The sequence below is a fragment of the Legionella septentrionalis genome, assembly GCF_003989745.1.
Lineage (GTDB): Bacteria > Pseudomonadota > Gammaproteobacteria > Legionellales > Legionellaceae > Legionella_A > Legionella_A septentrionalis.
The window spans coordinates 15,700-38,291 of sequence record NZ_RZGS01000023.1 but is presented as its reverse complement, the minus strand read 5'-3'; the positions used below and the strand labels follow the sequence as shown (position 1 = coordinate 38,291).

The window sequence follows — 22,592 nt, the reverse complement described above, 5'->3', positions numbered from 1 at the left end:
TGGATGAGGGAATACAATGAAGAAAGACCACACGATTCACTGGGTGATTTAACGCCATGGGAATATTTGGCTAAAAAACAGGCGAAAGACTCTAATTTAGGCTGCCACTAAAAATGGGATGTTTACAGTATTATCCCAGCTATTTCAGTTTAATCAATTATGAACATGAATAATGAGAACAGATTTCATTTTAAACCAGTGAATAAAACACAAGAAGACCTTGTTCTTGACTGGATTAGTCAGCCACATATTAAAGAATGGCTTCATGGTGATGGTTTAAGCAATACAATAAAAGACCTTCATGAATTTTTAAACGATGGGGAACCGTGGGCAACTCATTGGATAGCCTATGATAATGAAATCCCATTCGCTTATTTAATTACTTCTGAAATAGAGAAATCAGAAGAATATCCTGATGGTGCAGTTACGCTGGATTTATTCATTTGCGGGTTGGATTATATTGGGAAGGGATTATCAGTACAGATGATACATGAATTTATCTTAAGCCAATTTTCTGATGCTAAAATCGTGCTTATTGATCCTGAAATCTCTAATGAGCGTGCGGTTCATGTTTATAAGAAAGCTGGTTTTGAAATCATCGGGGAATTTATAGCTTCATGGCATCCAGTACCACACTATAAAATGAAATTGTGTATTGAAGATTTAAAAAAGCAAAGATTGTCAGCCTAAGTAAATTTTTGTAATACTTAATCTCGAATGCCCAAGCGACTGGCTAATAATTTCCCTTGCGGTTCTATCCCAATATTTTTCAAGAGGATTCAGTTCTTTGTATACTCTGCCTCCTTGAATTGGGCATATAAGTCCATTGCCAGTTTTGTCATAGGATTTTGTAATTTCATGATATCTTCGCTGAGCATAAGCATGGCGAAGGCCATGGCATTTGCTTAAGCCCATTTTCTCTATCACTTCATGATACTGAGCTAGATGATTTTTATAGGTCTTTTCTTTAGGAATGAGGGATTGTCCAGCAGGAACTTGCTTTATCGCATTGAATAGCCATTGTCGTTGTTGCTCATTCGTTAGTCTAATATCACGACCGATGCCACCTTTTGTCCAGCTGGGCTTTATAACCAATTTATTTCCTTGCCAGGCATCACTGAGTACAATCTTCATGGATTCTTCACGGCGGAGACCAAATAGGGATTGCGCTTCCAGGGATAAACGGATCATAGGGTCTGAGCATTTGGAAAAATCGACGTTGTTGATTGCTTTGTTATATTGAGGGACATAATTACGTTTATTGATTTGATAGCTATCGTTGCCTTGCTTAACCAGTTTTGGTCTGTTCAGCACTGAGGCAACTTTCCTCAGTTTAGCCATGTAATTTTTTATTGTTGCAGGATTTTTATTCTGGGCTTTCCAGTGATCAACCAGGATGTGTATGTGTTTTGGTTTTAATCCTTTAATGTGCGTGACCAAGTAGCCCAGCTCGTGCAAATCTTTGATGCAGCGATTTAACATGTGTTTCATATCTGCTCGACTGGCGTGAGAGTAGTTTTGGATTTTCTTAATACATTCATTGATAGAATATTGAGCATTTTTAAGTTTGGATTTACTCATTGAGATACCTCCATAAAGAATCACGGGATTTGATGCCCATTTCGGTGCGAATAACCCAATAGGTTTCATACTTGCCTAATATGGGCAAAAGATACTGATACATTTGTTTTGCATAGAGGTAGCGGTATGCTTTACTAATCGGTAATGCATGCTTTTTTATAGCCTTTCGCCAGGCAAGTTTCGTGTCCTCATAATCATTAAATTCAGCAATTGATTTACCATCAGTCAGCATTTTAATGTCATTCAGAATAGCTTTTTGCGTTTCAAATCTAATCGGAATCGTTCTGTCTAAAGAGTTAAACGAGATATTTCTGGTAATCCAAACGCTGTCTGGTTGGATGTTAATTTCTGGCTTTATATAAATGGCTTCTTGAAAGGTCAGACCAAACTCTGTTTGCAGTGCCATGATAAGACGTGGTATTGGATTGTCCCATGATTGCCAGTGGTCGTGCTGTATTTTGAGTTTCCTTTTACGTTTCCTGATGGTTTTACTAAGTTGTAGAGATTGATTGTCTATATTGGGAATGGGGCAATCTATGCTGGTTAGATAATGCCTGATAATAGTCATGTGATTCATAATCGTGCTGGCACGAATTTTACTTTTTTTCCAATGAGCTACCAGTTGATGAATATGGTGCGATTGGATATTTTTCCAGGAGGATGGCACATCACCAATGCTATAGAGATCATCGATCATTTTACGAATAACATATGCCCGTTGTTTTTTGATTTTGTAACTGCCTTGATTGCCGAGCTTTAAATATTGATTGGCAGTTTGTCTTAAGCTGTATTTTCTCATCATCCCATCCGATAAAAATTTATTTGCCCTGTCTTTGGTTTAGTGTTGAACGAGCGGCTCACTCAAAGATGAAACCTGGCCAAAGCCATAAAGCTCGAAGTAGGGGGCAAATCAATCGTTATAAGGCAAACGATCTCGCCGATTTACAACAGTTTTTGAGAGCTTATTTCCTCCTTGTTTTGATGATTAATAAAAACGACAAGACAATGGCTCTTGTCATACAAGTCCATGGTCAAATTGAAATAAATTGACTTAAACTCCCGAGGGAGTTGCCCTGTCGGATGACAGAGATTCCTAGATGGTTTTCCCTACTGAACGTCCAACCACGGGGTTAGGGAATGAAGTGGCTTAGCATAAGACGTCTGTTGACGTTTCGCCGGAGTTTCACCAGCTCATCAGTCATGCTTGACTCCAAATTAGCAAAGCAGTGCTTGCTTCGCAAGGGATTTTGGAAAGAATTTTGTCCAATCCCGATTGGCGGGATCGGACAAAATGCTGAAATGTGTTGATTTTACGCGGTAAAATCAAGGTGATTTTTCTGCGTCACTGCTGGGAAATTTGCAGTGACGCAGAAGCATATGGAATTTAAAACTGGATATCTTTTGTCAATAAATAAAATTCATTATCTTATTTTTATCTGGTGAATTAGCTTGTTGATGGGCTTTTATTTTTTGTAGTTGTACTGTTTAAATAGTTAATGAGTTTTTGTTTTGTTTCAGAGAAACTCCATTTTTCAAATATTTTTGCTACAGTATTCTTATCAATAGCAAATTATAGAGCACGCTCATGCAGGAAAAATGCAGATTATGTGAGCAAGAAGCAATTTTACTGGAAAGCCATATTATCCCTAAGTTTATATATTCTTATTTAAAGGACACTTCACCAACAGGCAAACTAAGAGAAGCAAAAAATATTAATTTGAGAAAACAAGATGGTATTAAATTACATTGGCTTTGCCAATCTTGTGAAAATATATTTAGTGAATGGGAAAAATATTTCTCTGAAAAAATATTTTACCCTCTTCAAGAAGATAAAGTTCCAATTTATTACAACGAAAAATTTCTAAAATTCTGCGTTTCTATATCATGGAGGGTATTAAAATTCCTGCTGGAAGAAGATTATATTTCTGATTTTTCAAGTGAAATAAAGGGGAAAATCCAGACCGCATTGATTGCGTGGAGAAAACTTCTTTTAAATGAAGTGGATAATCCTGGCGTTTATGAACAACATTTTTATAATTTTATAGGAGAAATTGAGAGCAAGATATTTGCTCTGAGCTCAAATATTCATCGTTACTTGCAAAGATCCATTGCTATCGATGTGATTAATTGGGGATCTAAAGCTATTATAGTTTATTCAAAGTTTCCAGGATTATTATTAGTTGGTTTTATACATATCGAAAATAGAAATACATTTAGAGATACAATAGTTCATGTAAAAAGAGGGACACTCCAACATCAAAATTTTTCCATTTCACAACAATTATTGAATTATATACAAACTAAGGCAAATAGGACCGACAAAATAAAGAGAAGTCTTTCATCTAAGCAAAGAAAAAAAATTAATGAAGACTATAAGAAAATTTCTATGGAGGATGTTGCTTCTTCAGGTACATTCCAATCACTTAAGCGCGATATAGATCTTTCGAGTTAAAGCATGTACCGAATTTAGTCATTCATTATTTGAGTTCATGGGCAAGGGAATTCTAATTTTCCAAATCTCCCCACCACTTGCTAATACAAACGCCTGCCCTTTAGGTAAAGAAATAATATCATCTACCCCAATCATAGGAGCATTAGATGTCTGAACGCGATCCTCATTTGTTGTATTAAAATAAACCCCATCGTCTCCATGCGGCGTGTCATTAACCATCGAAACTTGCGTATGTCCGACAACGCCAACTTGAGGCAGTACTTTAACCAGTAAATTGGCTGTTTCTTCATTTTTAACACGCAGCATAATCAGGGTATTAAAATTTCCCTCAGATACTTCTGCTTTAGCCCTGGAACCAAGTGCAACTTCCATATCTTGAATAGTTTGAGCGTAAGCGGTCACCTGAAATCCAGCACCTCCTGCTTTATTAAGAATCTTCACAAAAGAATCCTGAATAATCTCTGATAACTCATCGCAGTGTAGATTTAAAGTATATCGTGCGTTGGGTTCTTTATAGATTTTACCAGCTGTAGACACCAGATCAGACAAAAAGGCTTTTCCTACTGCTTGGGCAATATTGGGATTGGTTAGGCTATCTAAGCCAATATAAAGCACTTTCTTATTTTTAATTACATCCATCAGCTCAATATCGCCTGGTTGAGCTTTTGACGACAGGATTTTTGAGGCATTACTTTTATTGATTTCAGATAGTACAGGTCCGACACTGGCCGTGATTTTGTCGTAATAATGTTTATCCATAATGGCTGCATCGTAGAGGTCTATTAAGATTTGGTCGTGTAGAGCTTCGGCATTATTGCTTTTGATGGTTTTATTGATGTGGTCTTTGATATATTGAATGACTGCCTGGTGGCGTTCCATGGGGGATTTAGTCTTATTATTTTTGCCTATTTTACTGTCATGTTCCTCAATGATGTCATCTATCTCTTGATGATAATTTAGGTAGTGGTTAGGAAGAATGTTATCAGCATAGGACATTAACAGTTGTTCTAATCGGCTGATATAGAAGGCTATTGTTTGGTAGGTAATGGGTTGATTCATTTCTTCCAGGCATATAGCGACTATATTTACATATTTCCAGGCGAAGGCTGCGAACTGTTTTCCTTCTCCCTCTACGGAGATTGCATCGGTGATACGTGTTGCAACCTCACTGATTTGGTCGAAATTTTTTAAGGGGTTGTATTGTGCAGATTGTTCTGGAAAGCCTAAGTGTACGATTTTGAAATCTTCTGTCCGGCCTGATACTTTACAGGCTGCCATCATATCTCTAACCAGATCTTGATCACCTTTGGGGTCTACAACAATGACGGCATCACCGTTGCGGATGTCTTGGTTAATCAAAATGCTGGCTAAACGGGTTTTTCCCACTCGGGTTGTACCAACAACGAAAGTGTGGCCTACTCGTACATCTTGAGGGATGTATACGGGTTTATCTTCTTCACCTACACCATGCAAGAATGGACTGCCGCCAACTGGTGGTTCAGGTCTAAATGGGTTTAGTTTTGAATTGGTATTTAGCCATTTGGCTAATTTCGTGTGCTCATGGTTTTGGCAGAATCTTCTGGCAAACTGGTAGCAATTGTTTCGTTGCATGAACTTTTCATTTTTGACTTGTTTAATTTGATGCAGCTTTTGAGTATGGCTTGGTCGCCAGCGAAAGCCTTTGCCCAGGAACAACCAGTTTTTGGATAAAGGGATTTCTGTGGTGGATAGGGCATAGGTGGGCATGGCTAATAATCTTCGGTGATACCGTTTTACTTTAATTGCTTGCCAGGCTCGATAAATTCCAGGGATTAACAATGCGAGTGCAGCATATAATCCCATGATTTGTGTTAGTAAAAACAAATGCGGTTGGGTATATGCCAGTAAGGCTAGAGACAAACAGGTAATGGCTGACCAGGCTTCTGTTGGTTCTCTTAATAGGTTATTAATGGGGTAATTGCTCATAGTCGGCTCCCGATCATCAAAATATCAATAAATACAAAAATAGCCAGTAGATACCAACGAGCTTTTAAAGCGGTGTTCAGCTGCTCTGTTGTAAGTTGGTTTTGATTCTGTAAGCGTGCAATTAGCCTTGGCCATAACAGGACAAGGGCTAAATAAAGCACTCCATGCAAGACGAGAAATAATGGTTGAATGGTGGCAAAAGTGCTTTGCCATCGAGAGAGTAGATTGCCATTGATGAACCAGGGTACAATTACTAATAAGGCAATGATTGGTAAAACGGTTTGAATTAATACTATAATAGATGAACGGATATAATGTTTAATCATAGGGATAACTCCAAATGAGAAAGGTATTTCGGTTGTTGGCAGTCGTTCTTGATGCCCTTGTCGGAGTGGCAGAGGATAAAGCTGCCAAGCGCTACATGTCTGTTTATGAGGCTCAAGATAAACTTGATAATGGCTTGATCACTATTCGTGAATACAATGAAGCCTTTGAACGTAAAGATGAGCTTTAACATGTTCATCGAATTCCTTTTGAAATAATTTTTACTCCTGTCTTGGCTACGTGCATTCCAGATTGCGCTATGCTTTCGCTTTGCCTATCTGCACCATTGACCAAATCCATAAGACCCGCCCCAGCGTCACCGCCAAAATGGCTTGATAATCTCAACAATAAAACAGGGGCAACGAAGTAAAACATCACAGCCATATTCTTCATGGCAGAAATCGCATCGTTTTCATCCAATGGATCAAGCACGGAGCGTTCAAGAAATCCGACCAGATGCCAGAGGTACTGAAGAAAAATAGCCATGACAAATAAGGCGCACAAACTGCCTAATGCCCTGGGACTATAACAGCTTAATGACAGAACCATTGGGGTGAGAATGATTAAAAAGAACATGAAAAACGCCTGCATTACAGGTAAGGTTTGCATGATGGCTTCTCTTTTTAATGGGGTGGATGTCCAGGATTTTGTCCATTGCCCGACGTTGACCAAGCTATGAGTAATCGCGGATGCAACCTTGCCATTGTTGTTGTCCATAATGTTTTGTACTGAGCTTGCCTGCATGTCTTTACTTTCTTGCAAGAGCATCTTGGCAATAAAATCTTCTGCGCTGATGTCTGCTTTCCATGCTTTAGGATGTTTCATTTTATACTGACGAACCCTATCCAGCATGGCGTAGTAATTTAGATGCTTGTTAAAAACACTGGCTTGGTTAGAAACATCAACCAAATCTGCTTTGATCTTATGCCACCATTGCTGACAGCTGGGATAACCGTCTTCTGGCAGCTGTTCTGGTGGAATATCCCCACGATTAGCCGCTTTTTCAAGATTGCGGTTAGGAGCTTGATTGAAAGTAAAACCAGGGACAGGTTGACGTGCATGAAGTTTGCTGTAATACATTTTTTGCAGGATTTTAGAACCCATCCAGTTTAAATCATCCTCACCGCCATAACGTTTTAGCATGGGATCTAATTCACTGGCTTCATGCTTCTCACTGTTGAATTGCGTTCTCGCTTCGATAAAACATTGTCTATGAAAATCCAGGGCTTGTTTGCGAATATTCTGTGGCAGATAGGTTGATACCAAATCGCCTTGAATGGATTGCAAACTGTCGGTACAACCCGTTACCTTCATGAGACTGTAAGTAAAGCTCGACATGAAGTTCTGGATGATGGCAAAGCCTATAGGAATTTTGACCTGGTTAGTTAGCAAATCTGCAAAGGCTTCATCATAGGTTGTTCCGCTGTCTCCAATAACCGCAGTTGTTGGATTCTTCAATCCACATAAGGGTTTAAATTGCAGGGCTTTGGTTTCCAGTGGTACGCAGGGATAGACGAATAAGCTGCATATCAGGAAAGTGATGGCCAATTCATAAAGAAAATTATTTAAAGCATGTTCAACCGCATAGAACGCGCCAGCTGGATTAAGCACGTTCTTAAGAAAGCGATAACCAATGGCCAAAAAGCCAAGGTACAACAGCCCTGTTTGCCACAGGGCGTTGAATAGAACCTCATACTGTTGCCAGCCTAGATAGGTGGTGTAGAGGGATAAAGGGTTAAAGACAATCATGATGATGCTCCTTTATTTTCTTTAACGTAGATCGAACCGTTTTTAACAGCAGGCTGTTCGTGATCTTGGCCTGGGATGTTTTGGCTTTGGGCTTGATGTCTAATATCCATGATGGTTCCCAAGGTTTCAGTCATCATTTTTTTACGGACATCGTTTTCAAAGGACAAGGAGTGAATGTCATCATCCAGTTTTTTTAGGGCAAACAAGACCATATTCATAGCTGGTTTTAAATTCTGTACTTCTTGCACTTGTAATCCTGCCTGCAAGATGCGGCGCATCATCAATGCCTTATCCAACATATTTTGAACAGCGATTTCCTCAGCCAGTTTTGAAACAGTGAGCATTTGTTCTTCACGAGGCAGGTGCTGAATGGTAGTAATGACTTCATCGGTAATCAGTAAATTGGAGGCACTGACTTTACGCAGATTTTCCTCGGTCAAAGTCCAATTACCATTGACCAAATTCCATAAGGCTTTGGCAATGTTCTGACTACAGGTATTGGCGTTCGCACAGCTTTGCAATAAAGCTGATAAACCAATTCCTGCTTTAGCATCATGGCTTTGTTTGTTCTCACTGCTGCTAACCTGAATATCACCAAGAACCTTAACTGCCCAATTAGCTGCATCGGTAGGTGTTGGCCAGCTTTGTACCATAGGGATTTTGGTACTTGGCTTTTCCAAAGAATCTAAGGGTTTTCTCTCTAAAAGGATGTTGTAGCCCGCAATGACCACATCATTGATGACCTTAATGGGACGTTGAAACTTACCGCCCGCATTGCCTTTATCGTGGCCTATCCAGGGCAGGCCATATTCATCACGTTTTTGAGCAATACTTTTCGATGTCTCGGTCACATCGACGTTTTCCTTTTTAGCTCGTTTGGCAGCATCAAGCCATCCCTGACTATCGGACACTGATAATATGCCTTCCATAGGAGATTGATTCTGTTCCAGTGCTTGTTTGACTTCCTGACAATCTTTAACCTTGAGGGTAAATTCATTTTGTGCACTGGATGCGGCATTTTGCAGAACATTGTATAAAGCAGGCATGGACTGTTGTAGCTTATAAAGAGGGAATCCTGCGACTGAACCTTTTAAGTTATCAATGACACCACCAGGGATGTTTAATGCTGATTTTTTCAAATCCTGAAAAGTATTGGTAATGGATACGACAGGATTAAAACCGCTACAGGAGAATCCCATACGACCATCAATATCTGCACCAATAACCAGCGTTTGGTCTTTATTAACAGGTGGAATAAATAAATTGGATGTTCCTCCTAATTCATAATAGTAATCCGATTGGCTTGGCATAAAGCTGCCAGCGTGGGTTAATGTTGGTATAAGTAAAGTCAGTAATAGAGATTTTTTCATGATGATGTCCTATCGTTTTTGAGGTTGCCCAACCTTGGGGAAAGTAAGAAAGTTCACGAGTTTGCCTTTATGCTGAATACAACCGCGGTATTTGCGCCAAAGAATAAACACGTAATTACCATTTCCGGCTTTTTCGTCTTCAATGCCGAAATCCTGTGCATCACCTGGGTGAATATTGCGATTTAAAGGATAGATTTCCTGCCAGATGACTTTCGTGTTTTGTGGATCGTAAATGGCATTAGCCACCACACAGTTTTTACCGCAGGAATTACTGGTTGATTTGGTGACATGTAAAGGGTTTTTATTAGTCACAATATCTACCGCGTGCATGGCTGCAACAACTGAAGATCTGTAGTTATAAGGTTGTGTGACACGCATTAATCTTGGAATTTCAGAACCCCAATGCTGTGTGAATGTTCCGATTTCATGGTTGATTAACAGGTGAGGGTGAGTTCCCATATACAGCAATTCAGCTGCTTCTGTTCTATCCATGACTGCATCAGCTTCGGCCAGATAATAAGGAACGCCAAAACCAGTTTCCGGCCTGTGTGATAGATAGGGGATACGGTAAAACGCAGCAGGGCTGCCAATCACATCAACAATTCGAGTCCGCTCATCATTGATATGAAGGTCTGTGGTTTGACCGCTGTCATTGCCAAATCCTAATGCTGAACCAGTCGCAGCTTTATAAGCTTGTTGGTACATCGTTCTTGCTGCTTTATTTTCATAAAGTGTTCTTGCTTCAAGCCAAGGATTTTCTTCTGGTTTATTGCTGACAGTAATCACTAGATCAGGTAAAAACTGTTCAACCGCAGGAGTGACCTCAAGTTTTGGCGGTAAACGTCCCACTGTCCAAGTGCAAGAACCAATGACTTTGTAATGGCTGTTTTGAAACAGCTTTTGCAAAACCCGCGTGGCAATTGTGAAGGTATTCACTGGATGCGGCGGGCTTGTGCTTTCTATAGCAAAGGCAGTATTAGTCATAAAAATAAGCCCTGCTATGAGTAGTCGCTTTTGGTTGTTCGAGTTTTTTAGCCATGATTTCAGCGGCGACCAGGACATCATGTTCTTTCTCCAAGAGGTGGCGTTGTGCTTTTTCAGATTTCTCAGTCATTAATAGGGCAAGCAGATAGCGAGGTGGAATGACGCGAAATAATCCTTGATAGCGTGACCCTAATAAAACCGCTTCTGCATACAAACCTTTTTGTGAATCAATATCTCTGATTAATGTTTCTTGCTGCGGTGTTAAGGATTTAAAACGTTTCACATCAGTGATTTCTTTTTCATCCAATCCCAATAAAATCCAGGTTTCAATTAGCGATAAAATCTTTGCAGCCTTTTCAGAATTCATGTCGGTGACGTTTTGAGTAATAGCAACCAGCCAAAGTCCTAGCTTTCTGGCTACTTTGGCCACTAATAGGCACACCGTTACCACAGAAGGAATTTGAAATTGCAGGTGGGATTCATCAATAAAAAGAAATGTTGGCCTATTGTCGTTTTGAGTAGCCTCTGCCATGGCCAGTATTCTTGGCAACAAAGAAACCATAACCAAAGCCAGTTTTCCGGTGTCATCTTTAATGGCAGAAATATCAATATGAAAGATATCAAAATCACCTAAAGGTTCTGTTGGCACATTAAAGAAGCGTGATTTTGCGCTGTTAATGACATAACTGTTTAATCGGTCGTGCATATCCAGAATCCGGTCTTTCTTACGCGCAACTGTTTCTTTATCCAATCGCCGTTGAAATGCGCTCACAATATGCTCAGTCAGCATTTGTGGTATGCCATCGTTAAATGAAGTTAGAATGGCATCAATTAATACTTCAATAAGCAGCGTTTCATCTGCCAAGGTAAATTGTTCTTCTTCAAGGGCATTGGCTTCTGTAATCATGGTACGTAGAGCTAAGGCAAGCTCTGCGAGATATGCGCGAGAACCATCACCACAAGCCAAATCTTCTGAATTTGCAGGATCTTTTAGATCCATGATTTTTTGAGCCATTAAAGCAGCTTGTTCTTCGCTTAAATTATCTGTAATTTCTGGAATGGCTTTATATGCTTCGCAAAAAGGATTTAATGGAACGGCTTCCTCTTTCTTATTGCTCAATAATAACTGCTTGGTTTTTTTGCCATGGGCTTTGGCATGAATGAGCATCCGGTCAAACGAGTTCCCCATTTCAAAAAGTACTACCCGGGCGTTTTTCATGGCGAGCAGTGATTGGATCATCCAACCTGTTAAAACTGACTTACCACCGCCAGAGTTAGCGAAGATAGCGCAATGCGAATTTTGGCTAATAAAATCATGGTGAAGTAGGTCAAAGAAAACAGGTTCACCTAAGCGGTTGAAAAAAGGAAAGCAGGGTAGATGCCTCGCGCCTTGGTTTCGGCCATAGACTGGAAGCAAGGCTGCAAGTTCCGTGGCATACATCAGACGATCAAAGCATAAGTACTTACGGGCATAGTGGGGATCGAAATTAAACGGCAACGCATTGAGCCAGGAATTTAAAGGGTGAATATCATAGCTGGAATGAATTAATGGCATCTTGGCGTCGTTGAAAATGGTATGCAGGTTTTTTTCTATGACTTGTGCTTGTTGTTCATCCTCTGCTTGATAAAAAACAGCCTGATTAACCCAGAACAGACGATTGCCAGTGCTTAATTCATTTCGGGCAGTTTTTATATCATCTCTTACTTCCTGTGGTTTTAAGCTGGTTCCCACAATTTCCTTTTCTAATCGTGTGAGATGAAAATCCAGATTTTCATCATGGCTAAAGACGACTTGAATGGTGTAGATACTTCCTTCTGGCAAGGTATCCAAAAGCGCATAGCGGTGTTTCGGATTGGCTTGTTGTCTTTCTCGGGAGACTAAACCAATAATGGGTGCTTCTTTTAAGCCATCAACATAGAGGATTCTTTGTTTTCGGCCTTCAAAAATAAATCCTTGCTCATCGCTCTCAGGCGGGGAAAAGAATATATTTTGCGTCAGATTAAAACCTGCGGGCATGGGATTAGGGTAGGAATATTGTTCCAAGATCTCATCGGCTGATTTAGGATTAAACCAGCGTATCCACCATTGATAATAATCCTGACCTTTAAGGCGTTTGATTTCTAAACCTGGTGAGCGTAGTTTGGTTTCAATCTGGCTGATGACTTCTTGATGTTCGAGAAGAGTCTGTTCTCTAGTTAAAGTGGTTTGATGTAGTTGCCTATAAAACAATACTCTGATTCGTCGTCTTCGTCCTCGATAGGGCGCTCCTGTTTTGGGATCGAGAAATAAGCCTTCTGGCCTGGTCATTTTGTTGTAGAGATCTTGCAAGCGTTGTAAGTAATCTTGCGTTAGTGGATTTTCAACGAGTTGTTGTGGGATTTTGGATTTAATATGATCGATAACGGGATCAAGGCAATATTCATCTTGAACAAACATTTGCATGACCCAAGGGTCTATTGCATGGAGTGGAACTACTGTTGCAAAGGTATCGCGGATTTTATTAAAGACAGCTTGCAAGTATTCAGGGGAAGCAGCTTCGGCTTGAATATCGCCTAGCTCAAACCCTGATCCCAAACTTTTTCCATCGGCAAATAAAAACACCTGTTCTTGTTCGTTGAAATCTACAATAGCCAGTCTGTCAGCGAAAGAGGGCAACGGATTGGCGTATTGCTTTTTAATCGTCTGTTCTTTGATGGCTTGGGAATTCATTTCCCCAAGCAACCAGTTAGATAATCGTTTCATCACACCTCCTTAATACAGTTCTGATGCCAGGGCATATTGATTTTGCTTATAAAGAAAAAAGCGGGTGGTATAGGCTGGTTTGATGATTTGTTCATCGCCGAGCTGAGCCACATGCGCAAAAATATGGATAGGTACTTCGGGATTAGGCAGTTGCTTAAACTCTTCGCCCGAATCCTCAAACCGTACCTGTTGAACAACAGCTTTTTGTATAGGCTGCTGCATGCTTTGCTGATAGAGCTGGCTGACAGTTAAGCCCTGCTCAGGAATGGCGCTTTGCGATATATTGGCGGTTGAGCAAGCGCTCAAAGCCAGACTAGCGCAAAGCATTGTCAAAGTTCTTTTGTTGATGGTAACCATAATCTAATACCCTCCCTTGGTGTTCTTTATCAATGGCTATGGTTTGACTGAAATGAAGACTGAATTGATTTGGTATAAAGCCTGAGTGGCTGCGGATACTGGCTGGAACAAAAACCATATCGAAGCTACCTTGTATTCTTTTCTCAAGCCAATCAGTAATTTTTTGGCTGCCCTCGTTGATAGCTCCACCAGCTGCAAAATGGGCTAAATCACCAGTAGGCGTGGCAATGGCTGAACCACCTTCTGCTTGATAGCTCATTTGCCATTTGGATAAAGCATTGCCTGCCCCTTGAATACCGCCAGCAGCCATAAAAGCAGCTAAAACTCTGGGAGCATTAGTGATGTACTGTCCCTTAATACAAGGATTGCCGAATTGAGTAGTCAGATAACCAATACTGTCATTGTTCACCAGCTCCGCAGAGCTTTTCATTTGCTCTTGGCCGATACTGACAAAATGCCCATCCTCAAAGACAAATAAAGCGGCAGTGATATACGCGCGAACGCAGCTGATGTTATCGAGAAAAGAACCTACGCCAATGGAGTAACCACTGATTTTCATACCGATAATTTCTTCCGGCAATTGCATCCCATTGGCTGTCATTAAGTCTCCACGGCTGACCATTGCGGTAAAGGGAAACAAGGGCTGCATCAGTTTGCCTTCAACAGGTACTTCACCCATTAATGCAGACAACAGCGTGACTTTACTAAAATCACTGCCTGCTGGAATGGTATAGAAGGGTGTTTTGGTTGGGGCTTCTTCTTTGGTTGAGGTATCTTGTTCTGCAAAGACTTTTCCCTCAATGGAGGCTTTATCCAACAAGCTATCCAGATCTTTGATTTGGCCAGATACGGGAGCTTGATTGCCTTCCATGGGGTAGGATTGAGTTTGATGATCAGTAAGGGCTGAGAGCTTTTCTTTCAGCGTTTGCAATTCATCTTGTAGCGTATGGCTTGCTTCTTGTATCGGTTGCTTTAATTGTTTTTGCAGCGATTTATTCTCCTTGTGCATTTGTTCCAGTTTCTTCTCTGTTTCAAGAAGTCTTGCAGACACATCACGGATGTTGTCATTGAATTGGCTGGTAATGGCTTCATGAAAATTGTTGGGATTTGGCGTGTCATCATGGGCAGGCGTACTATGACGGCTATTAATAAGAATCATGACGACTGCGAACACCACCGATCCAGCTAAGATTTTAATGCCTTTGTTTTTGTTCATCGGCTGTACCTCGCATGTTGAGTAAGTGCTGTTGTAAAGGGTTGGTCAGAAACCACAAAGACAGTTGTGCTTTCATGTTGATTTCGTGGAGATAATTCACTTTTGGGAAAGAAACTTGCAGTTTGCCAATGCCCCATGAGTTTTGAAAATTGAAGTTTCACGGGTTGATTTAACAGGTTTTTCAAATCGATCGCAGTCACATAAAGGCTACCGCCGCGCCATGAAGCCAGAGGGTGCGCTTCAATGCTTGCACCATAAAATAAGGGAATGGTTTTGTTGGTTTGCATGGGCGAGCGATAAATACCCTCTGGAATATTTCTGACACGTTCAGGTGAATACAAGGCTTGAATAGCAAAGCGGGTAAGCTGGATGGCGTTGTATTCGTATTGGCTTGCACCTGACTGATGAGTGGTTTTGGGATTATCTATCAGGATTTCAATAGGCGTGGTATTGGCGGCTTTCTCATTGGCTTTAAGATTCAGTATGATCACTTCACCTTCGGGTAAGAGCTGCACAATCAAACGCGCATCGTTGAAAGCGTCTTTGGCCTTTAAATACAAACTGCCTTTAACTTTCAGAATATCGAGGTTGGTACTGAGCTGTTGATCAATGATTTTAATGGCCTGGGGAAATTGAACCAGCCTTTCTTTATTAATAGGCAATTCAATTGTTAGAGGAACCTTTTCCCAAACCAGATGTTCGCTTTGCAGGGCGTAGCTCACTTGCGTGAGCATAACGCCAAACATTAATAAAAGGTGTTTAATGCGTTTCATGGGATTCCTCCGTGTCGACCAATAAATCTTGTAAACGTTCTTCAGGACGTGTGTAACCATCGAGAGCGAGTTGGAAAGGGTTGTGTAATCGAGACAAATTGAGTTTGACCACACGTAGGTGATAGGCCACTACCTTGTCGGCAATCACCATACCGCTGTTGTCTTTCAGTCTTTGAGTAATGCGCAGGATTAATTTCACCTCCCAGGTATCGGGACCAATTTTTCTAATATCTTGAGGCTCCATGAAACGATAGAGACTGGCTACTTGACTGCGGTCAAAGAGCTGCGCGTTTTTATAAGCTCCCAGCGTTTCTCTGAGTAATTGTTCATGACGAGGGGTAAAATAATAATGAAAGGCTTTGATATTTTGGTTAAATTCTTCTTTGCCTTTATTAGACCAGGTATATAGCGTTGGTATTAATGAGGACACAAATCCTTGTACATATTCATTAGGGATATCGCTTGCTTTCATTAAACCGCCATTGGCTGCCATATTAGGGCTTAGCCAAAATTCATAGCGTTTGGGCATGGTCATGAGGTTAATAATTAAGGCTAAAACGATGGCTGATAACAAGCCGATAAAAGCAAGTAATAAACGGTTATGGTGCTGTAGGCTGTCGATTTTTTTCCAATATTCAAACATGAGGCTCTCCAACAGATTTATTCTTTTGCCACTGCCCCTGATAATGAATCCAGGGCGAGTGTTTGAGCCTTAATCGCACCATCCATTGAATGGTTTTCTTCATCACATAACCGTAAGGTTTGCCTGCTTTAATACGAGCGACTCCTTTGGGCCACACAGTAATGGACAGGATGAATCCAATCACAAAACCGATGCAGCCAGCGGCCAGCGGATACCCTGCCATTGTTCCTAAAAGAATGAAAAACAGGGCGGTTACTGGTGTTGTGGTGATAACAATCCAAAACAATTCACGCAGACTTAAACCTTTCCAGGCTGGGAAGTCATGTGACAGATGGCGCGAAGAAGGCTGACTCATAATGTCACCTCCTATAGTTTGAACTTGGTAATCATGGTGTAACCCACATAACCAGAAGCGATGCTAATGGCTAAATAGGTGATGCCCATTACTGCAAAAGTACCAAAGGCCACCATGGAGCCCTCGTTCTTTTTGGATTCTTCGATACCGTGTTGTACAGTGGTAATGAACTTGATAAAGGTCACTACAGCGGTGATGAATAGCAATAAACCAAGACCCTGTTTGACGTAATTGCCTGTTACCGACATCATGCTTTTGGAACCGTCACCGATGTTGTCCGCATCGGAAATTTTAGGGAACCAGTTATCTGCCAATAACACAGGGGCATAAAAAAGATTGACAGCTCCCAGGTATAATGAGCGAAGCGTTGTTTTCATGTTGTCTCCTTAACGAATAACACTAAAATGAAAATCATCAGGCCAATGACCAGCCTGACCATTCGAGAGCCGAAGTTCAGCAAGTATCCTTGTTGCTGTTTTTCCTCAGCTCCCATCATGTGGTTGACGCACCACATCACCGCTAAAATCACCAGAGTTATGGCAATAAAACGGATACTGCTTGAAAAGACTTGGGCAGAGATGTTGTTGCTGGCTTGTTTGAATGTTGAAGCAAACATTCTCGCTATTTCGTCTTTACTCATTAGGGTTTCCTCACAAAATCCATTTCTAAGGGTTTAATTTTTCGAGGGGCAATGATGGGCTGGTTGATGTAGTCAATCAGACCATTGCGGATGTTTAACAAGTCCTCTCTCAATCCTGCGTGATGCTGGCCTTGGAGATCTTCAAATCCTTCTATTTGCAATTGGATGCGGGCATTAGGTGTTATCTGTGTTTGCGCTTCATCAAGTAAGGGCATGATGGCGTTAATCTGATTAATGATGCGTACCAGGGTTTCATTTAAATCAGGGTTATTTGCTGAGCATTGAAGGCTTATCATTATCAAGGTCAAACAAAGCAATCGTTTCATGGTTTCTCCCTATAAATACTTCTTAAAACGGCTGGCCGTCATCGCTACCATTAACCCCATCAATAAACTGATAGGAACAAAAACATAAGCAGGGGTGATGCTGACGGGCAGGGCAAGCCACAGCATAAGTAAAATCACAAGACCCTTTTTTAAATAGTGATTAAGCCTGTGAAACACATAAGAGGATTCACGGCCTAAACAAGCAGTGCGTATCGCTCTTTGATTTAGGCCGTCAACCAGACCTGCAATCATGGTTAAAGCAAATAAGGGCAGGGCAGCGAATAAGATAATGAGTTTGATTAAAAGGCACTGGCTGCTTAATAAAAGGATTTGCAAGAATTGTTGTGATTTTTCGATTAAATCCTTGGCAAGATCATTAATGGCCAATTTGTTTAAGTAAGGAATGGCTAATGCCCAATCTGGTTTGGCATTTAAAGGAAGGACTGCCAGAAGCGAGCCTTGATAAACAGGAGTAATGGCTTCTCTTTGAGTGTTTACAAGGAGATTCACTTTTTCAAAAGCGAGGGGGTAGCCATGCAGTAGCCATTGACTTAATGCCCAGATAATTATCGCTAACCAACCTAAAAATAGCACTATGGTTAATTGCATGGTCAGTTGTCTTGAATATTGCTTTACTGCCATACAGCCCTCTCAGCAATGATTAAGGGGTAATGTTGTTCGTGAAGGTATGTAAGCAATGGGTCAACATTGACAGGCAGTAACGGTAATTTGAATTTTTCTTGCAAAGCGACAATGGTTTCAAAGTCATTGACATTAGTAATGAAACCGGTGGCCTGCATGGATTTTAATTCTTCCTGATGCTGCTCTAACCATTGAATGGATGCTTTATCTGCACCTATGACAAACAAGGGCATGTTTAATAACGTTGTATCTAATGTTTTTCGGTTGACTTTGCCTGCGGTAGCTTTGCTTTTAGCTGGTACGCCTATAGGGCTAGATAGATTTAATTTTAATGACGTATCACTTTGTGACAGGGTTAAAGGGATAACGTTCATGCTATGAACATTCAACGTGACCAAGAGTAAGAGCATAATCCTAATCATTAAAATCTCCCTAAATCGACGACTTGCGAGGTTTTACCGTTGGCTATTAACAGCAATGGGGTTTGTTTCTTGGTAAGCGTTAAGCCTTCAAATTGTTCGTTGCCAGGGGTTAACGTGATTTGCTGACTGGTCACTAATTGAATGGGGATTTGATGTCGATTCGCCCATAGCTGTATGGCGTTACTGTCCATATCCAGAAATAGCAAGTTAAGTTTTGTATTGGGAGTGCGGTTAATTGCGTCAATCAGTTGTAGTACGATGGTAGTAACGGCATCGTCGGCTCTTATAAATAAGTAGAGTGTTTCACCCTCTTTTAGTTGAATAGGTTGATGAGCATAGGGTGAGTAAGGGGAGGGATCAAAATCACCAACCACAGGTACATCTTTAAATAGTTCGTTATAGGCTTTGTAAAATGCATTGTTCCAAGCAATATTTTGCGCCACCTTTTGCGCTTCCTGGCGAGCAGCAAGGCTGGCAAAATGTTCACGTTCCTCATCATCTCTGGCGTTAAGTCCAAGGATATCAATAGGTGTCATGCGTAAGTTATTATAATACACACCGCTTCTACTTTGCATTAATTGCAGATAGCGTTTTTCTTCCTTTTCATTCAATCCCCAGACTTTCGCTTCTTGCCTTTGATCATCATTAAGTTGGAAATCCTTTTCCTCGATGACTTCATCATGAAATTCTGCAAGACCTGCTTTTGCTAGGGCATTGTTGGCTTGCTGTATGGGCGAGGTGGCAATGCCAGGGATATACAAACCCGCGATTGCTTGCTGGCCTAATAACAGGCTTAGAGCGATGGCAGACAATTTATTCATTGTCCACCTCTTGTTGGGTCAAATGGATCAGGACATGGGCTTTATCTGCGTTCTCAAATTCGATAGTTTGCTTGGCAAAATTGATATCTAGGATTTTCCATCTGGCTAGGGAATCCCCTTTCTCTAGGGCTTGGATTTTATAATCGTAAGCAACCGATGCGACTGAAACTTCCTGTACACTGTCTATGCTTAAAACTCTAAAAGGAAGTTCGCTTGCTGGCAGCATTTTAATAGGCTGCTTTTGGCTATCTAAATGCTTCAACAATTCTCTAATGCCATCAAGCTGGTTTTTAATAGCAGCTTGTTGGGTTGAAAAAAGATCACCTAATTGATGGTCGTCTTTGTTTTGAATTTGTTGGATGAAATCCCCAAGCTGTTTGATATTGTCAGTAATAGGAGAAAGGTCGGGTTGTTGGTTAGGTTTATTTAATTGCGATTGAATAGTTATAAGTTTTTGTTCCAGACCATTCAGATTGTTATTATTGATGGATGAAGATTGGTGTTTTACACACACAAACACAATCACCAGAACATTTAAAACAACCAGGCCAAGCCATTTGGCATCCAGAAATTTCTTCATTGTGCTCTCCTTGCATTAAGACTGAAATTGATTTCTCTTAAGAGCTCATCCTGCTTGAGGCTAAACAGGGTTTTCCCAACCAATACCGTGAGCCCGTCGGCTATAGCTAAAGGACCAAGGTTTCTGGTGACTTGGGGTAGGGGTTGTTGGAAGATTTGTTTAAGGCTTTCGTTTTGCTTATTCTGGGGAGCAAGATGGTAACCTGAATAACGAAGCCAATACTCAACCGCTTCACCTATCGTTTGAACTGAGCTTGGGAAATGAATCTGCTGGACTGTTTTAAGCGGATTTATCTGTGCTGCCAGGGGTTGATTATTCACGGTAGCATAACGTCCAACCTGGGTGATATTAGCAGCTTGTATTTGCAGGCTGCTTAGGGCTAAAAGGCCAATAATGGTTGTTCTCAACATAACTATCCCTATCCTTGATTTGACTTGTTTTCTTGGTCTAATTTTTGAATGTATTTGCGGATAAAGACTTCTTTGCGATCGATATCGATTTCGCTGGGTGCTCTGACACCAATTCCTATCAGGCCATTTTTTTCATAAAGAACAGTGATTTTGATTTTGCCTTTATTGATATAGATTTCTTCACCAATTTTGCGGTCTAGGATCAGCATGATTTTTTCTCCTTAACTGAGGGACTGGTTAGCTTTTCCATCATCTCTTTGATGTGGGATTTAACGATTTGTGGGTCGGTTCTTTTATGGTTTTCGGGTTTAGCCCGCAGAGCTTCTTCTCTTGCCTTAATACTTTTTTGAATGCTGATGCAAAGTTCTACAAAGACAGGAATAACGGGAGGGCGTTGTTGCGTTCTTTTTATTTTTTCCACCGCAAAGGTTAATACCTGGCTATCAAATTCTTTGATGCTGTCAGCCCATTCCAGCTTGGCTGCTTCAAGGGCTTTTTCATTGTTATAAGCAGAAAGCCATAAGGCACCATAGATGGCATTAAATCTTAAGAACAAAGTATCCACCCGTTTGTCATACGCTTCTTGTTGAGTCGAAGTGGATGACGTTGTTTCCTGTTTGGGGTTCGTCTTCAAAGTTGATGCTGAAGCTGGATTCTTTGCAGGATTCAGCGAGAATATCTGCGGCTGATTTTTTTCTAAAACTTGTTTGAGTGTTTGCATGGCCTTGCTCCTGTTTTCTTACGGGTAAAAGATCATCATTCCAGCATTGTTGGGCGAGCCAATTGGCTGGAAATTTCCATTTAGGAACCCACTCACCACAGAGCTCCAGGTCTAAACGGTTTTCAATTTGAGCATGCAGTGCATCCATCATCTGCCTAAACAGAGTTTCATCGGGTTTGAGTTTATAAAACTCCTGGAATGCTCTAGTCTCATCCTGCTTCTGTGGATAAAGTTCCCAAAATTTTTGAAATTGGGCGCGCACATACACACACAAATTTTCTGAGTTATGAGGTGTGTCGGGTTTTATGTTTTCAACTGTGTTGGGTTTTTTAGAAAAATCATCGTAACTTGATGATTTGCAATTCTTTTTTATGTTCGGGTTTGTGTCGGGTTGCTGTGTCGGGTTTGTGTCGGGTTTATTTTGGACAGAAATATCCGTATCAGCTAAAAGGCATTTTACAATCAGGTTCATGCCTATAGACTCAATCTTAATTAAACCAGCTCTCTCCAGGGCGTAGATAATTCTTCGCAGTTGTTGACGACTAGGACTACCGGATTGTTCAAGGCCTTGATGAGGCTCAATATACAAGGCCTCAGCCAGTTGCTGATAACTGATTTTCCGTTTAACTCCAACCAGATAGGTCTCCCTATCCATATAAGGCCGAATCCCTAGCAAATAGGCCGATTGCTGGATATAAGGCAATCCCATCAGCGCTGATAATTCGGTAGTGGTAACAAACAAAAATCCCATTTCCTTTCTCATCCATCTAAAAAACACTGTTCCAAATTCAGTGCTTGTAATATCAAATAATTTCATTTAGTATCAATCAATAACACGAAACGTGTTGCTGATAACTCATTGTAAATAGACACTTTTTAGTGTCAATGGGGTATTTCCGTTTGATAGCAAATGAACTTAAATGAACATGAAAAAAATTATAGGTAGTAGGATTACGCAGGCTAGAAAAGCAAATGGGTTGACGATTAAGATATTGGCAGAGAGAACAGGATTTGGCGCTGCCAGGATTGGGAATTGGGAGCAGGGTACGAGAAGCCCAGGACCTGAAGAGGCTTTAGTTCTATCCAAAGAGTTGGTTGTTGCTGCTTCTTGGTTGCTTGGTATTTCTAATGACCCACATGGAGAGTGGATGGATCATGTTATATTTGAATATTAAGATCGCTTTTAATGCAATCTGAGTTTGGCAAAGTTGAAGGCAATCAACGACGTCTTCTTGATATTGGCGGGGCACGTTGTGGTGTCTCAATCAAACCGTAGCGTTCATACAGACGAATGGCAAACAGGATAAATCATTATGCTAGGCCTAACCCCTGTGAGTTCACAATCCAGAGAGTGATGGCAAATTTCTTCACAATATTTTCATCTCCAAGAAAACCAATAGGTTTTAAAATAATTTCTTATAGTTATATTCTGTATGCAACTTATTTTGATCAGTAAATAGAATGATATCATGATTGTCTTTTTAAGATAGGCATTAAATATAAGTAGAGGTATCCTAA

29 protein-coding genes are annotated in these 22,592 nt (G+C 40.7%); 5 read left to right on the top strand and 24 right to left on the bottom strand.

Annotation, left to right across the window (positions count from 1 at the left end):
* The coding region (locus ELY11_RS08415; protein ID WP_148110521.1) for an integrase core domain-containing protein at positions 1–111 on the top strand (111 nt) is incomplete at its 5' end.
* A gap of 48 nt (positions 112–159) precedes the next feature.
* Positions 160–690 (top strand): GNAT family N-acetyltransferase, encoded by a 531-nt coding sequence (locus tag ELY11_RS08410; RefSeq protein WP_127033096.1) that lies wholly within the window; start codon positions 160–162, stop codon positions 688–690.
* Here the strand turns inward: ELY11_RS08410 and ELY11_RS08405 are convergent.
* A complete protein-coding gene (locus tag ELY11_RS08405; RefSeq protein WP_199741523.1) occupies positions 682–1,581 on the bottom strand; it encodes a phage integrase N-terminal domain-containing protein in 900 nt (299 codons plus the stop codon). The two genes, ELY11_RS08410 and ELY11_RS08405, sit on opposite strands and share 9 nt — an antisense overlap.
* Positions 1,574–2,380 (bottom strand): phage integrase N-terminal domain-containing protein, encoded by an 807-nt coding sequence (locus tag ELY11_RS08400; RefSeq protein WP_199741522.1) that lies wholly within the window; start codon positions 2,378–2,380, stop codon positions 1,574–1,576. Before ELY11_RS08400 ends, ELY11_RS08405 begins: the two co-directional genes overlap by 8 nt.
* A gap of 786 nt (positions 2,381–3,166) precedes the next feature.
* On the opposite strand from ELY11_RS08400, the gene ELY11_RS08385 reads away from it, so the two are divergent.
* Positions 3,167–4,033 carry a hypothetical protein gene (locus ELY11_RS08385; RefSeq protein ID WP_127033090.1) on the top strand — a complete coding sequence of 289 codons (867 nt, stop codon included), beginning with the start codon at positions 3,167–3,169 and terminating at the stop codon, positions 4,031–4,033.
* An 18-nt stretch (positions 4,034–4,051) separates the two neighbouring features.
* Here the strand turns inward: ELY11_RS08385 and traD are convergent, their stop codons facing one another.
* Both traD and ELY11_RS08375 read right to left on the bottom strand, forming a co-directional pair.
* Positions 4,052–5,998 (bottom strand): type IV conjugative transfer system coupling protein TraD, encoded by a 1,947-nt coding sequence (traD, locus tag ELY11_RS08380; RefSeq protein ID WP_127033088.1) that lies wholly within the window; start codon positions 5,996–5,998, stop codon positions 4,052–4,054.
* Positions 5,995–6,324, bottom strand: a complete 330-nt coding sequence (locus ELY11_RS08375) for a hypothetical protein (RefSeq protein WP_127033086.1) — start codon at positions 6,322–6,324, stop codon at positions 5,995–5,997. The genes traD and ELY11_RS08375 overlap by 4 nt, the downstream gene beginning before the upstream one ends.
* A gap of 14 nt (positions 6,325–6,338) precedes the next feature.
* On the opposite strand from ELY11_RS08375, the gene ELY11_RS08370 reads away from it, so the two are divergent.
* A complete protein-coding gene (locus ELY11_RS08370; RefSeq protein ID WP_127033084.1) occupies positions 6,339–6,512 on the top strand; it encodes a hypothetical protein in 174 nt (57 codons plus the stop codon).
* A 5-nt stretch (positions 6,513–6,517) separates the two neighbouring features.
* Here the strand turns inward: ELY11_RS08370 and ELY11_RS08365 are convergent, their stop codons facing one another.
* The 20 genes from ELY11_RS08365 to ELY11_RS08270 are packed head-to-tail and all read right to left on the bottom strand — an operon-like array spanning position 6,518 to position 21,825.
* Positions 6,518–8,071: a conjugal transfer protein TraG N-terminal domain-containing protein gene (locus tag ELY11_RS08365; RefSeq protein WP_127033082.1), complete on the bottom strand. Its 1,554-nt coding sequence runs from the start codon at positions 8,069–8,071 to the stop codon at positions 6,518–6,520.
* The gene (locus ELY11_RS08360) at positions 8,068–9,441 is read right to left on the bottom strand and encodes an integrating conjugative element protein (RefSeq protein ID WP_127033080.1); all 1,374 of its coding nucleotides are present in this window, start codon (positions 9,439–9,441) and stop codon (positions 8,068–8,070) included. Before ELY11_RS08360 ends, ELY11_RS08365 begins: the two co-directional genes overlap by 4 nt.
* Before the next feature lie 9 nt (positions 9,442–9,450).
* Complete coding sequence (locus ELY11_RS08355) at positions 9,451–10,425, bottom strand: TIGR03756 family integrating conjugative element protein (protein WP_127033078.1); 975 nt, start codon at positions 10,423–10,425, stop codon at positions 9,451–9,453.
* Complete coding sequence (locus tag ELY11_RS08350; RefSeq protein ID WP_199741521.1) at positions 10,418–13,168, bottom strand: conjugative transfer ATPase; 2,751 nt, start codon at positions 13,166–13,168, stop codon at positions 10,418–10,420. The genes ELY11_RS08355 and ELY11_RS08350 overlap by 8 nt, the downstream gene beginning before the upstream one ends.
* A 9-nt stretch (positions 13,169–13,177) precedes the next feature.
* A complete protein-coding gene (locus ELY11_RS08345) occupies positions 13,178–13,525 on the bottom strand; it encodes a TIGR03751 family conjugal transfer lipoprotein (protein WP_016356821.1) in 348 nt (115 codons plus the stop codon).
* The gene (locus ELY11_RS08340; protein WP_127033074.1) at positions 13,482–14,741 is read right to left on the bottom strand and encodes a TIGR03752 family integrating conjugative element protein; all 1,260 of its coding nucleotides are present in this window, start codon (positions 14,739–14,741) and stop codon (positions 13,482–13,484) included. The genes ELY11_RS08345 and ELY11_RS08340 overlap by 44 nt, the downstream gene beginning before the upstream one ends.
* A complete protein-coding gene (locus ELY11_RS08335; RefSeq protein WP_199737673.1) occupies positions 14,738–15,514 on the bottom strand; it encodes a TIGR03749 family integrating conjugative element protein in 777 nt (258 codons plus the stop codon). Before ELY11_RS08335 ends, ELY11_RS08340 begins: the two co-directional genes overlap by 4 nt.
* Positions 15,501–16,157 carry a TIGR03746 family integrating conjugative element protein gene (locus tag ELY11_RS08330; protein WP_045098551.1) on the bottom strand — a complete coding sequence of 219 codons (657 nt, stop codon included), beginning with the start codon at positions 16,155–16,157 and terminating at the stop codon, positions 15,501–15,503. The genes ELY11_RS08335 and ELY11_RS08330 overlap by 14 nt, the downstream gene beginning before the upstream one ends.
* Positions 16,150–16,512, bottom strand: coding sequence for a TIGR03750 family conjugal transfer protein (locus ELY11_RS08325; protein ID WP_127033070.1), 363 nt, complete (start codon positions 16,510–16,512; stop codon positions 16,150–16,152). Before ELY11_RS08325 ends, ELY11_RS08330 begins: the two co-directional genes overlap by 8 nt.
* 11 nt (positions 16,513–16,523) lie before the next feature.
* Positions 16,524–16,889 carry a hypothetical protein gene (locus ELY11_RS08320; RefSeq protein WP_127033068.1) on the bottom strand — a complete coding sequence of 122 codons (366 nt, stop codon included), beginning with the start codon at positions 16,887–16,889 and terminating at the stop codon, positions 16,524–16,526.
* Entirely contained in the window at positions 16,886–17,152 is a 267-nt protein-coding gene (locus ELY11_RS08315) for a hypothetical protein (protein ID WP_127033066.1), read from the bottom strand. Before ELY11_RS08315 ends, ELY11_RS08320 begins: the two co-directional genes overlap by 4 nt.
* Entirely contained in the window at positions 17,152–17,478 is a 327-nt protein-coding gene (locus ELY11_RS08310) for an RAQPRD family integrative conjugative element protein (RefSeq protein ID WP_127033064.1), read from the bottom strand. The genes ELY11_RS08315 and ELY11_RS08310 overlap by 1 nt, the downstream gene beginning before the upstream one ends.
* Positions 17,479–17,487: 9 nt before the next feature.
* The gene (locus ELY11_RS08305; protein ID WP_127033062.1) at positions 17,488–18,120 is read right to left on the bottom strand and encodes a TIGR03747 family integrating conjugative element membrane protein; all 633 of its coding nucleotides are present in this window, start codon (positions 18,118–18,120) and stop codon (positions 17,488–17,490) included.
* Positions 18,111–18,542, bottom strand: coding sequence for an integrating conjugative element protein (locus ELY11_RS08300; RefSeq protein WP_127033060.1), 432 nt, complete (start codon positions 18,540–18,542; stop codon positions 18,111–18,113). Before ELY11_RS08300 ends, ELY11_RS08305 begins: the two co-directional genes overlap by 10 nt.
* Positions 18,542–19,363: a TIGR03759 family integrating conjugative element protein gene (locus tag ELY11_RS08295; protein WP_127033058.1), complete on the bottom strand. Its 822-nt coding sequence runs from the start codon at positions 19,361–19,363 to the stop codon at positions 18,542–18,544. The genes ELY11_RS08300 and ELY11_RS08295 overlap by 1 nt, the downstream gene beginning before the upstream one ends.
* Positions 19,356–19,943, bottom strand: coding sequence for a hypothetical protein (locus ELY11_RS08290; RefSeq protein ID WP_127033056.1), 588 nt, complete (start codon positions 19,941–19,943; stop codon positions 19,356–19,358). The genes ELY11_RS08295 and ELY11_RS08290 overlap by 8 nt, the downstream gene beginning before the upstream one ends.
* A complete protein-coding gene (gene pilL2, locus ELY11_RS08285; RefSeq protein WP_127033054.1) occupies positions 19,940–20,353 on the bottom strand; it encodes a PFGI-1 class ICE element type IV pilus protein PilL2 in 414 nt (137 codons plus the stop codon). Before pilL2 ends, ELY11_RS08290 begins: the two co-directional genes overlap by 4 nt.
* Before the next feature lie 8 nt (positions 20,354–20,361).
* Complete coding sequence (locus ELY11_RS08280) at positions 20,362–20,562, bottom strand: carbon storage regulator (protein ID WP_010946738.1); 201 nt, start codon at positions 20,560–20,562, stop codon at positions 20,362–20,364.
* Entirely contained in the window at positions 20,556–20,918 is a 363-nt protein-coding gene (locus ELY11_RS08275) for a hypothetical protein (RefSeq protein WP_229293904.1), read from the bottom strand. Before ELY11_RS08275 ends, ELY11_RS08280 begins: the two co-directional genes overlap by 7 nt.
* A gap of 7 nt (positions 20,919–20,925) precedes the next feature.
* Complete coding sequence (locus ELY11_RS08270; RefSeq protein WP_199741525.1) at positions 20,926–21,825, bottom strand: hypothetical protein; 900 nt, start codon at positions 21,823–21,825, stop codon at positions 20,926–20,928.
* A gap of 169 nt (positions 21,826–21,994) precedes the next feature.
* On the opposite strand from ELY11_RS08270, the gene ELY11_RS08265 reads away from it, so the two are divergent.
* Positions 21,995–22,249, top strand: a complete 255-nt coding sequence (locus ELY11_RS08265; RefSeq protein WP_011215153.1) for a helix-turn-helix domain-containing protein — start codon at positions 21,995–21,997, stop codon at positions 22,247–22,249.
* Positions 22,250–22,592: the final 343 nt, after the last annotated feature.

Bases quoted from the DNA above. Each gene is read 5' to 3' on its own strand.
- ELY11_RS08410 (WP_127033096.1), top strand. From the start codon at position 160: ATGAACATGAATAATGAGAACAGATTTCATTTTAAACCAGTGAATAAA.
- ELY11_RS08405 (WP_199741523.1), bottom strand. From the start codon at position 1,581: ATGAGTAAATCCAAACTTAAAAATGCTCAATATTCTATCAATGAATGT.
- ELY11_RS08400 (WP_199741522.1), bottom strand. From the start codon at position 2,380: ATGAGAAAATACAGCTTAAGACAAACTGCCAATCAATATTTAAAGCTC.
- ELY11_RS08385 (WP_127033090.1), top strand. From the start codon at position 3,167: ATGCAGGAAAAATGCAGATTATGTGAGCAAGAAGCAATTTTACTGGAA.
- traD (WP_127033088.1), bottom strand. From the start codon at position 5,998: ATGAGCAATTACCCCATTAATAACCTATTAAGAGAACCAACAGAAGCC.
- ELY11_RS08375 (WP_127033086.1), bottom strand. From the start codon at position 6,324: ATGATTAAACATTATATCCGTTCATCTATTATAGTATTAATTCAAACC.
- ELY11_RS08370 (WP_127033084.1), top strand. From the start codon at position 6,339: ATGAGAAAGGTATTTCGGTTGTTGGCAGTCGTTCTTGATGCCCTTGTC.
- ELY11_RS08365 (WP_127033082.1), bottom strand. From the start codon at position 8,071: ATGATTGTCTTTAACCCTTTATCCCTCTACACCACCTATCTAGGCTGG.
- ELY11_RS08360 (WP_127033080.1), bottom strand. From the start codon at position 9,441: ATGAAAAAATCTCTATTACTGACTTTACTTATACCAACATTAACCCAC.
- ELY11_RS08355 (WP_127033078.1), bottom strand. From the start codon at position 10,425: ATGACTAATACTGCCTTTGCTATAGAAAGCACAAGCCCGCCGCATCCA.
- ELY11_RS08350 (WP_199741521.1), bottom strand. From the start codon at position 13,168: ATGAAACGATTATCTAACTGGTTGCTTGGGGAAATGAATTCCCAAGCC.
- ELY11_RS08345 (WP_016356821.1), bottom strand. From the start codon at position 13,525: ATGGTTACCATCAACAAAAGAACTTTGACAATGCTTTGCGCTAGTCTG.
- ELY11_RS08340 (WP_127033074.1), bottom strand. From the start codon at position 14,741: ATGAACAAAAACAAAGGCATTAAAATCTTAGCTGGATCGGTGGTGTTC.
- ELY11_RS08335 (WP_199737673.1), bottom strand. From the start codon at position 15,514: ATGAAACGCATTAAACACCTTTTATTAATGTTTGGCGTTATGCTCACG.
- ELY11_RS08330 (WP_045098551.1), bottom strand. From the start codon at position 16,157: ATGTTTGAATATTGGAAAAAAATCGACAGCCTACAGCACCATAACCGT.
- ELY11_RS08325 (WP_127033070.1), bottom strand. From the start codon at position 16,512: ATGAGTCAGCCTTCTTCGCGCCATCTGTCACATGACTTCCCAGCCTGG.
- ELY11_RS08320 (WP_127033068.1), bottom strand. From the start codon at position 16,889: ATGAAAACAACGCTTCGCTCATTATACCTGGGAGCTGTCAATCTTTTT.
- ELY11_RS08315 (WP_127033066.1), bottom strand. From the start codon at position 17,152: ATGAGTAAAGACGAAATAGCGAGAATGTTTGCTTCAACATTCAAACAA.
- ELY11_RS08310 (WP_127033064.1), bottom strand. From the start codon at position 17,478: ATGAAACGATTGCTTTGTTTGACCTTGATAATGATAAGCCTTCAATGC.
- ELY11_RS08305 (WP_127033062.1), bottom strand. From the start codon at position 18,120: ATGGCAGTAAAGCAATATTCAAGACAACTGACCATGCAATTAACCATA.
- ELY11_RS08300 (WP_127033060.1), bottom strand. From the start codon at position 18,542: ATGATTAGGATTATGCTCTTACTCTTGGTCACGTTGAATGTTCATAGC.
- ELY11_RS08295 (WP_127033058.1), bottom strand. From the start codon at position 19,363: ATGAATAAATTGTCTGCCATCGCTCTAAGCCTGTTATTAGGCCAGCAA.
- ELY11_RS08290 (WP_127033056.1), bottom strand. From the start codon at position 19,943: ATGAAGAAATTTCTGGATGCCAAATGGCTTGGCCTGGTTGTTTTAAAT.
- pilL2 (WP_127033054.1), bottom strand. From the start codon at position 20,353: ATGTTGAGAACAACCATTATTGGCCTTTTAGCCCTAAGCAGCCTGCAA.
- ELY11_RS08280 (WP_010946738.1), bottom strand. From the start codon at position 20,562: ATGCTGATCCTAGACCGCAAAATTGGTGAAGAAATCTATATCAATAAA.
- ELY11_RS08270 (WP_199741525.1), bottom strand. From the start codon at position 21,825: ATGGGATTTTTGTTTGTTACCACTACCGAATTATCAGCGCTGATGGGA.
- ELY11_RS08265 (WP_011215153.1), top strand. From the start codon at position 21,995: ATGAACATGAAAAAAATTATAGGTAGTAGGATTACGCAGGCTAGAAAA.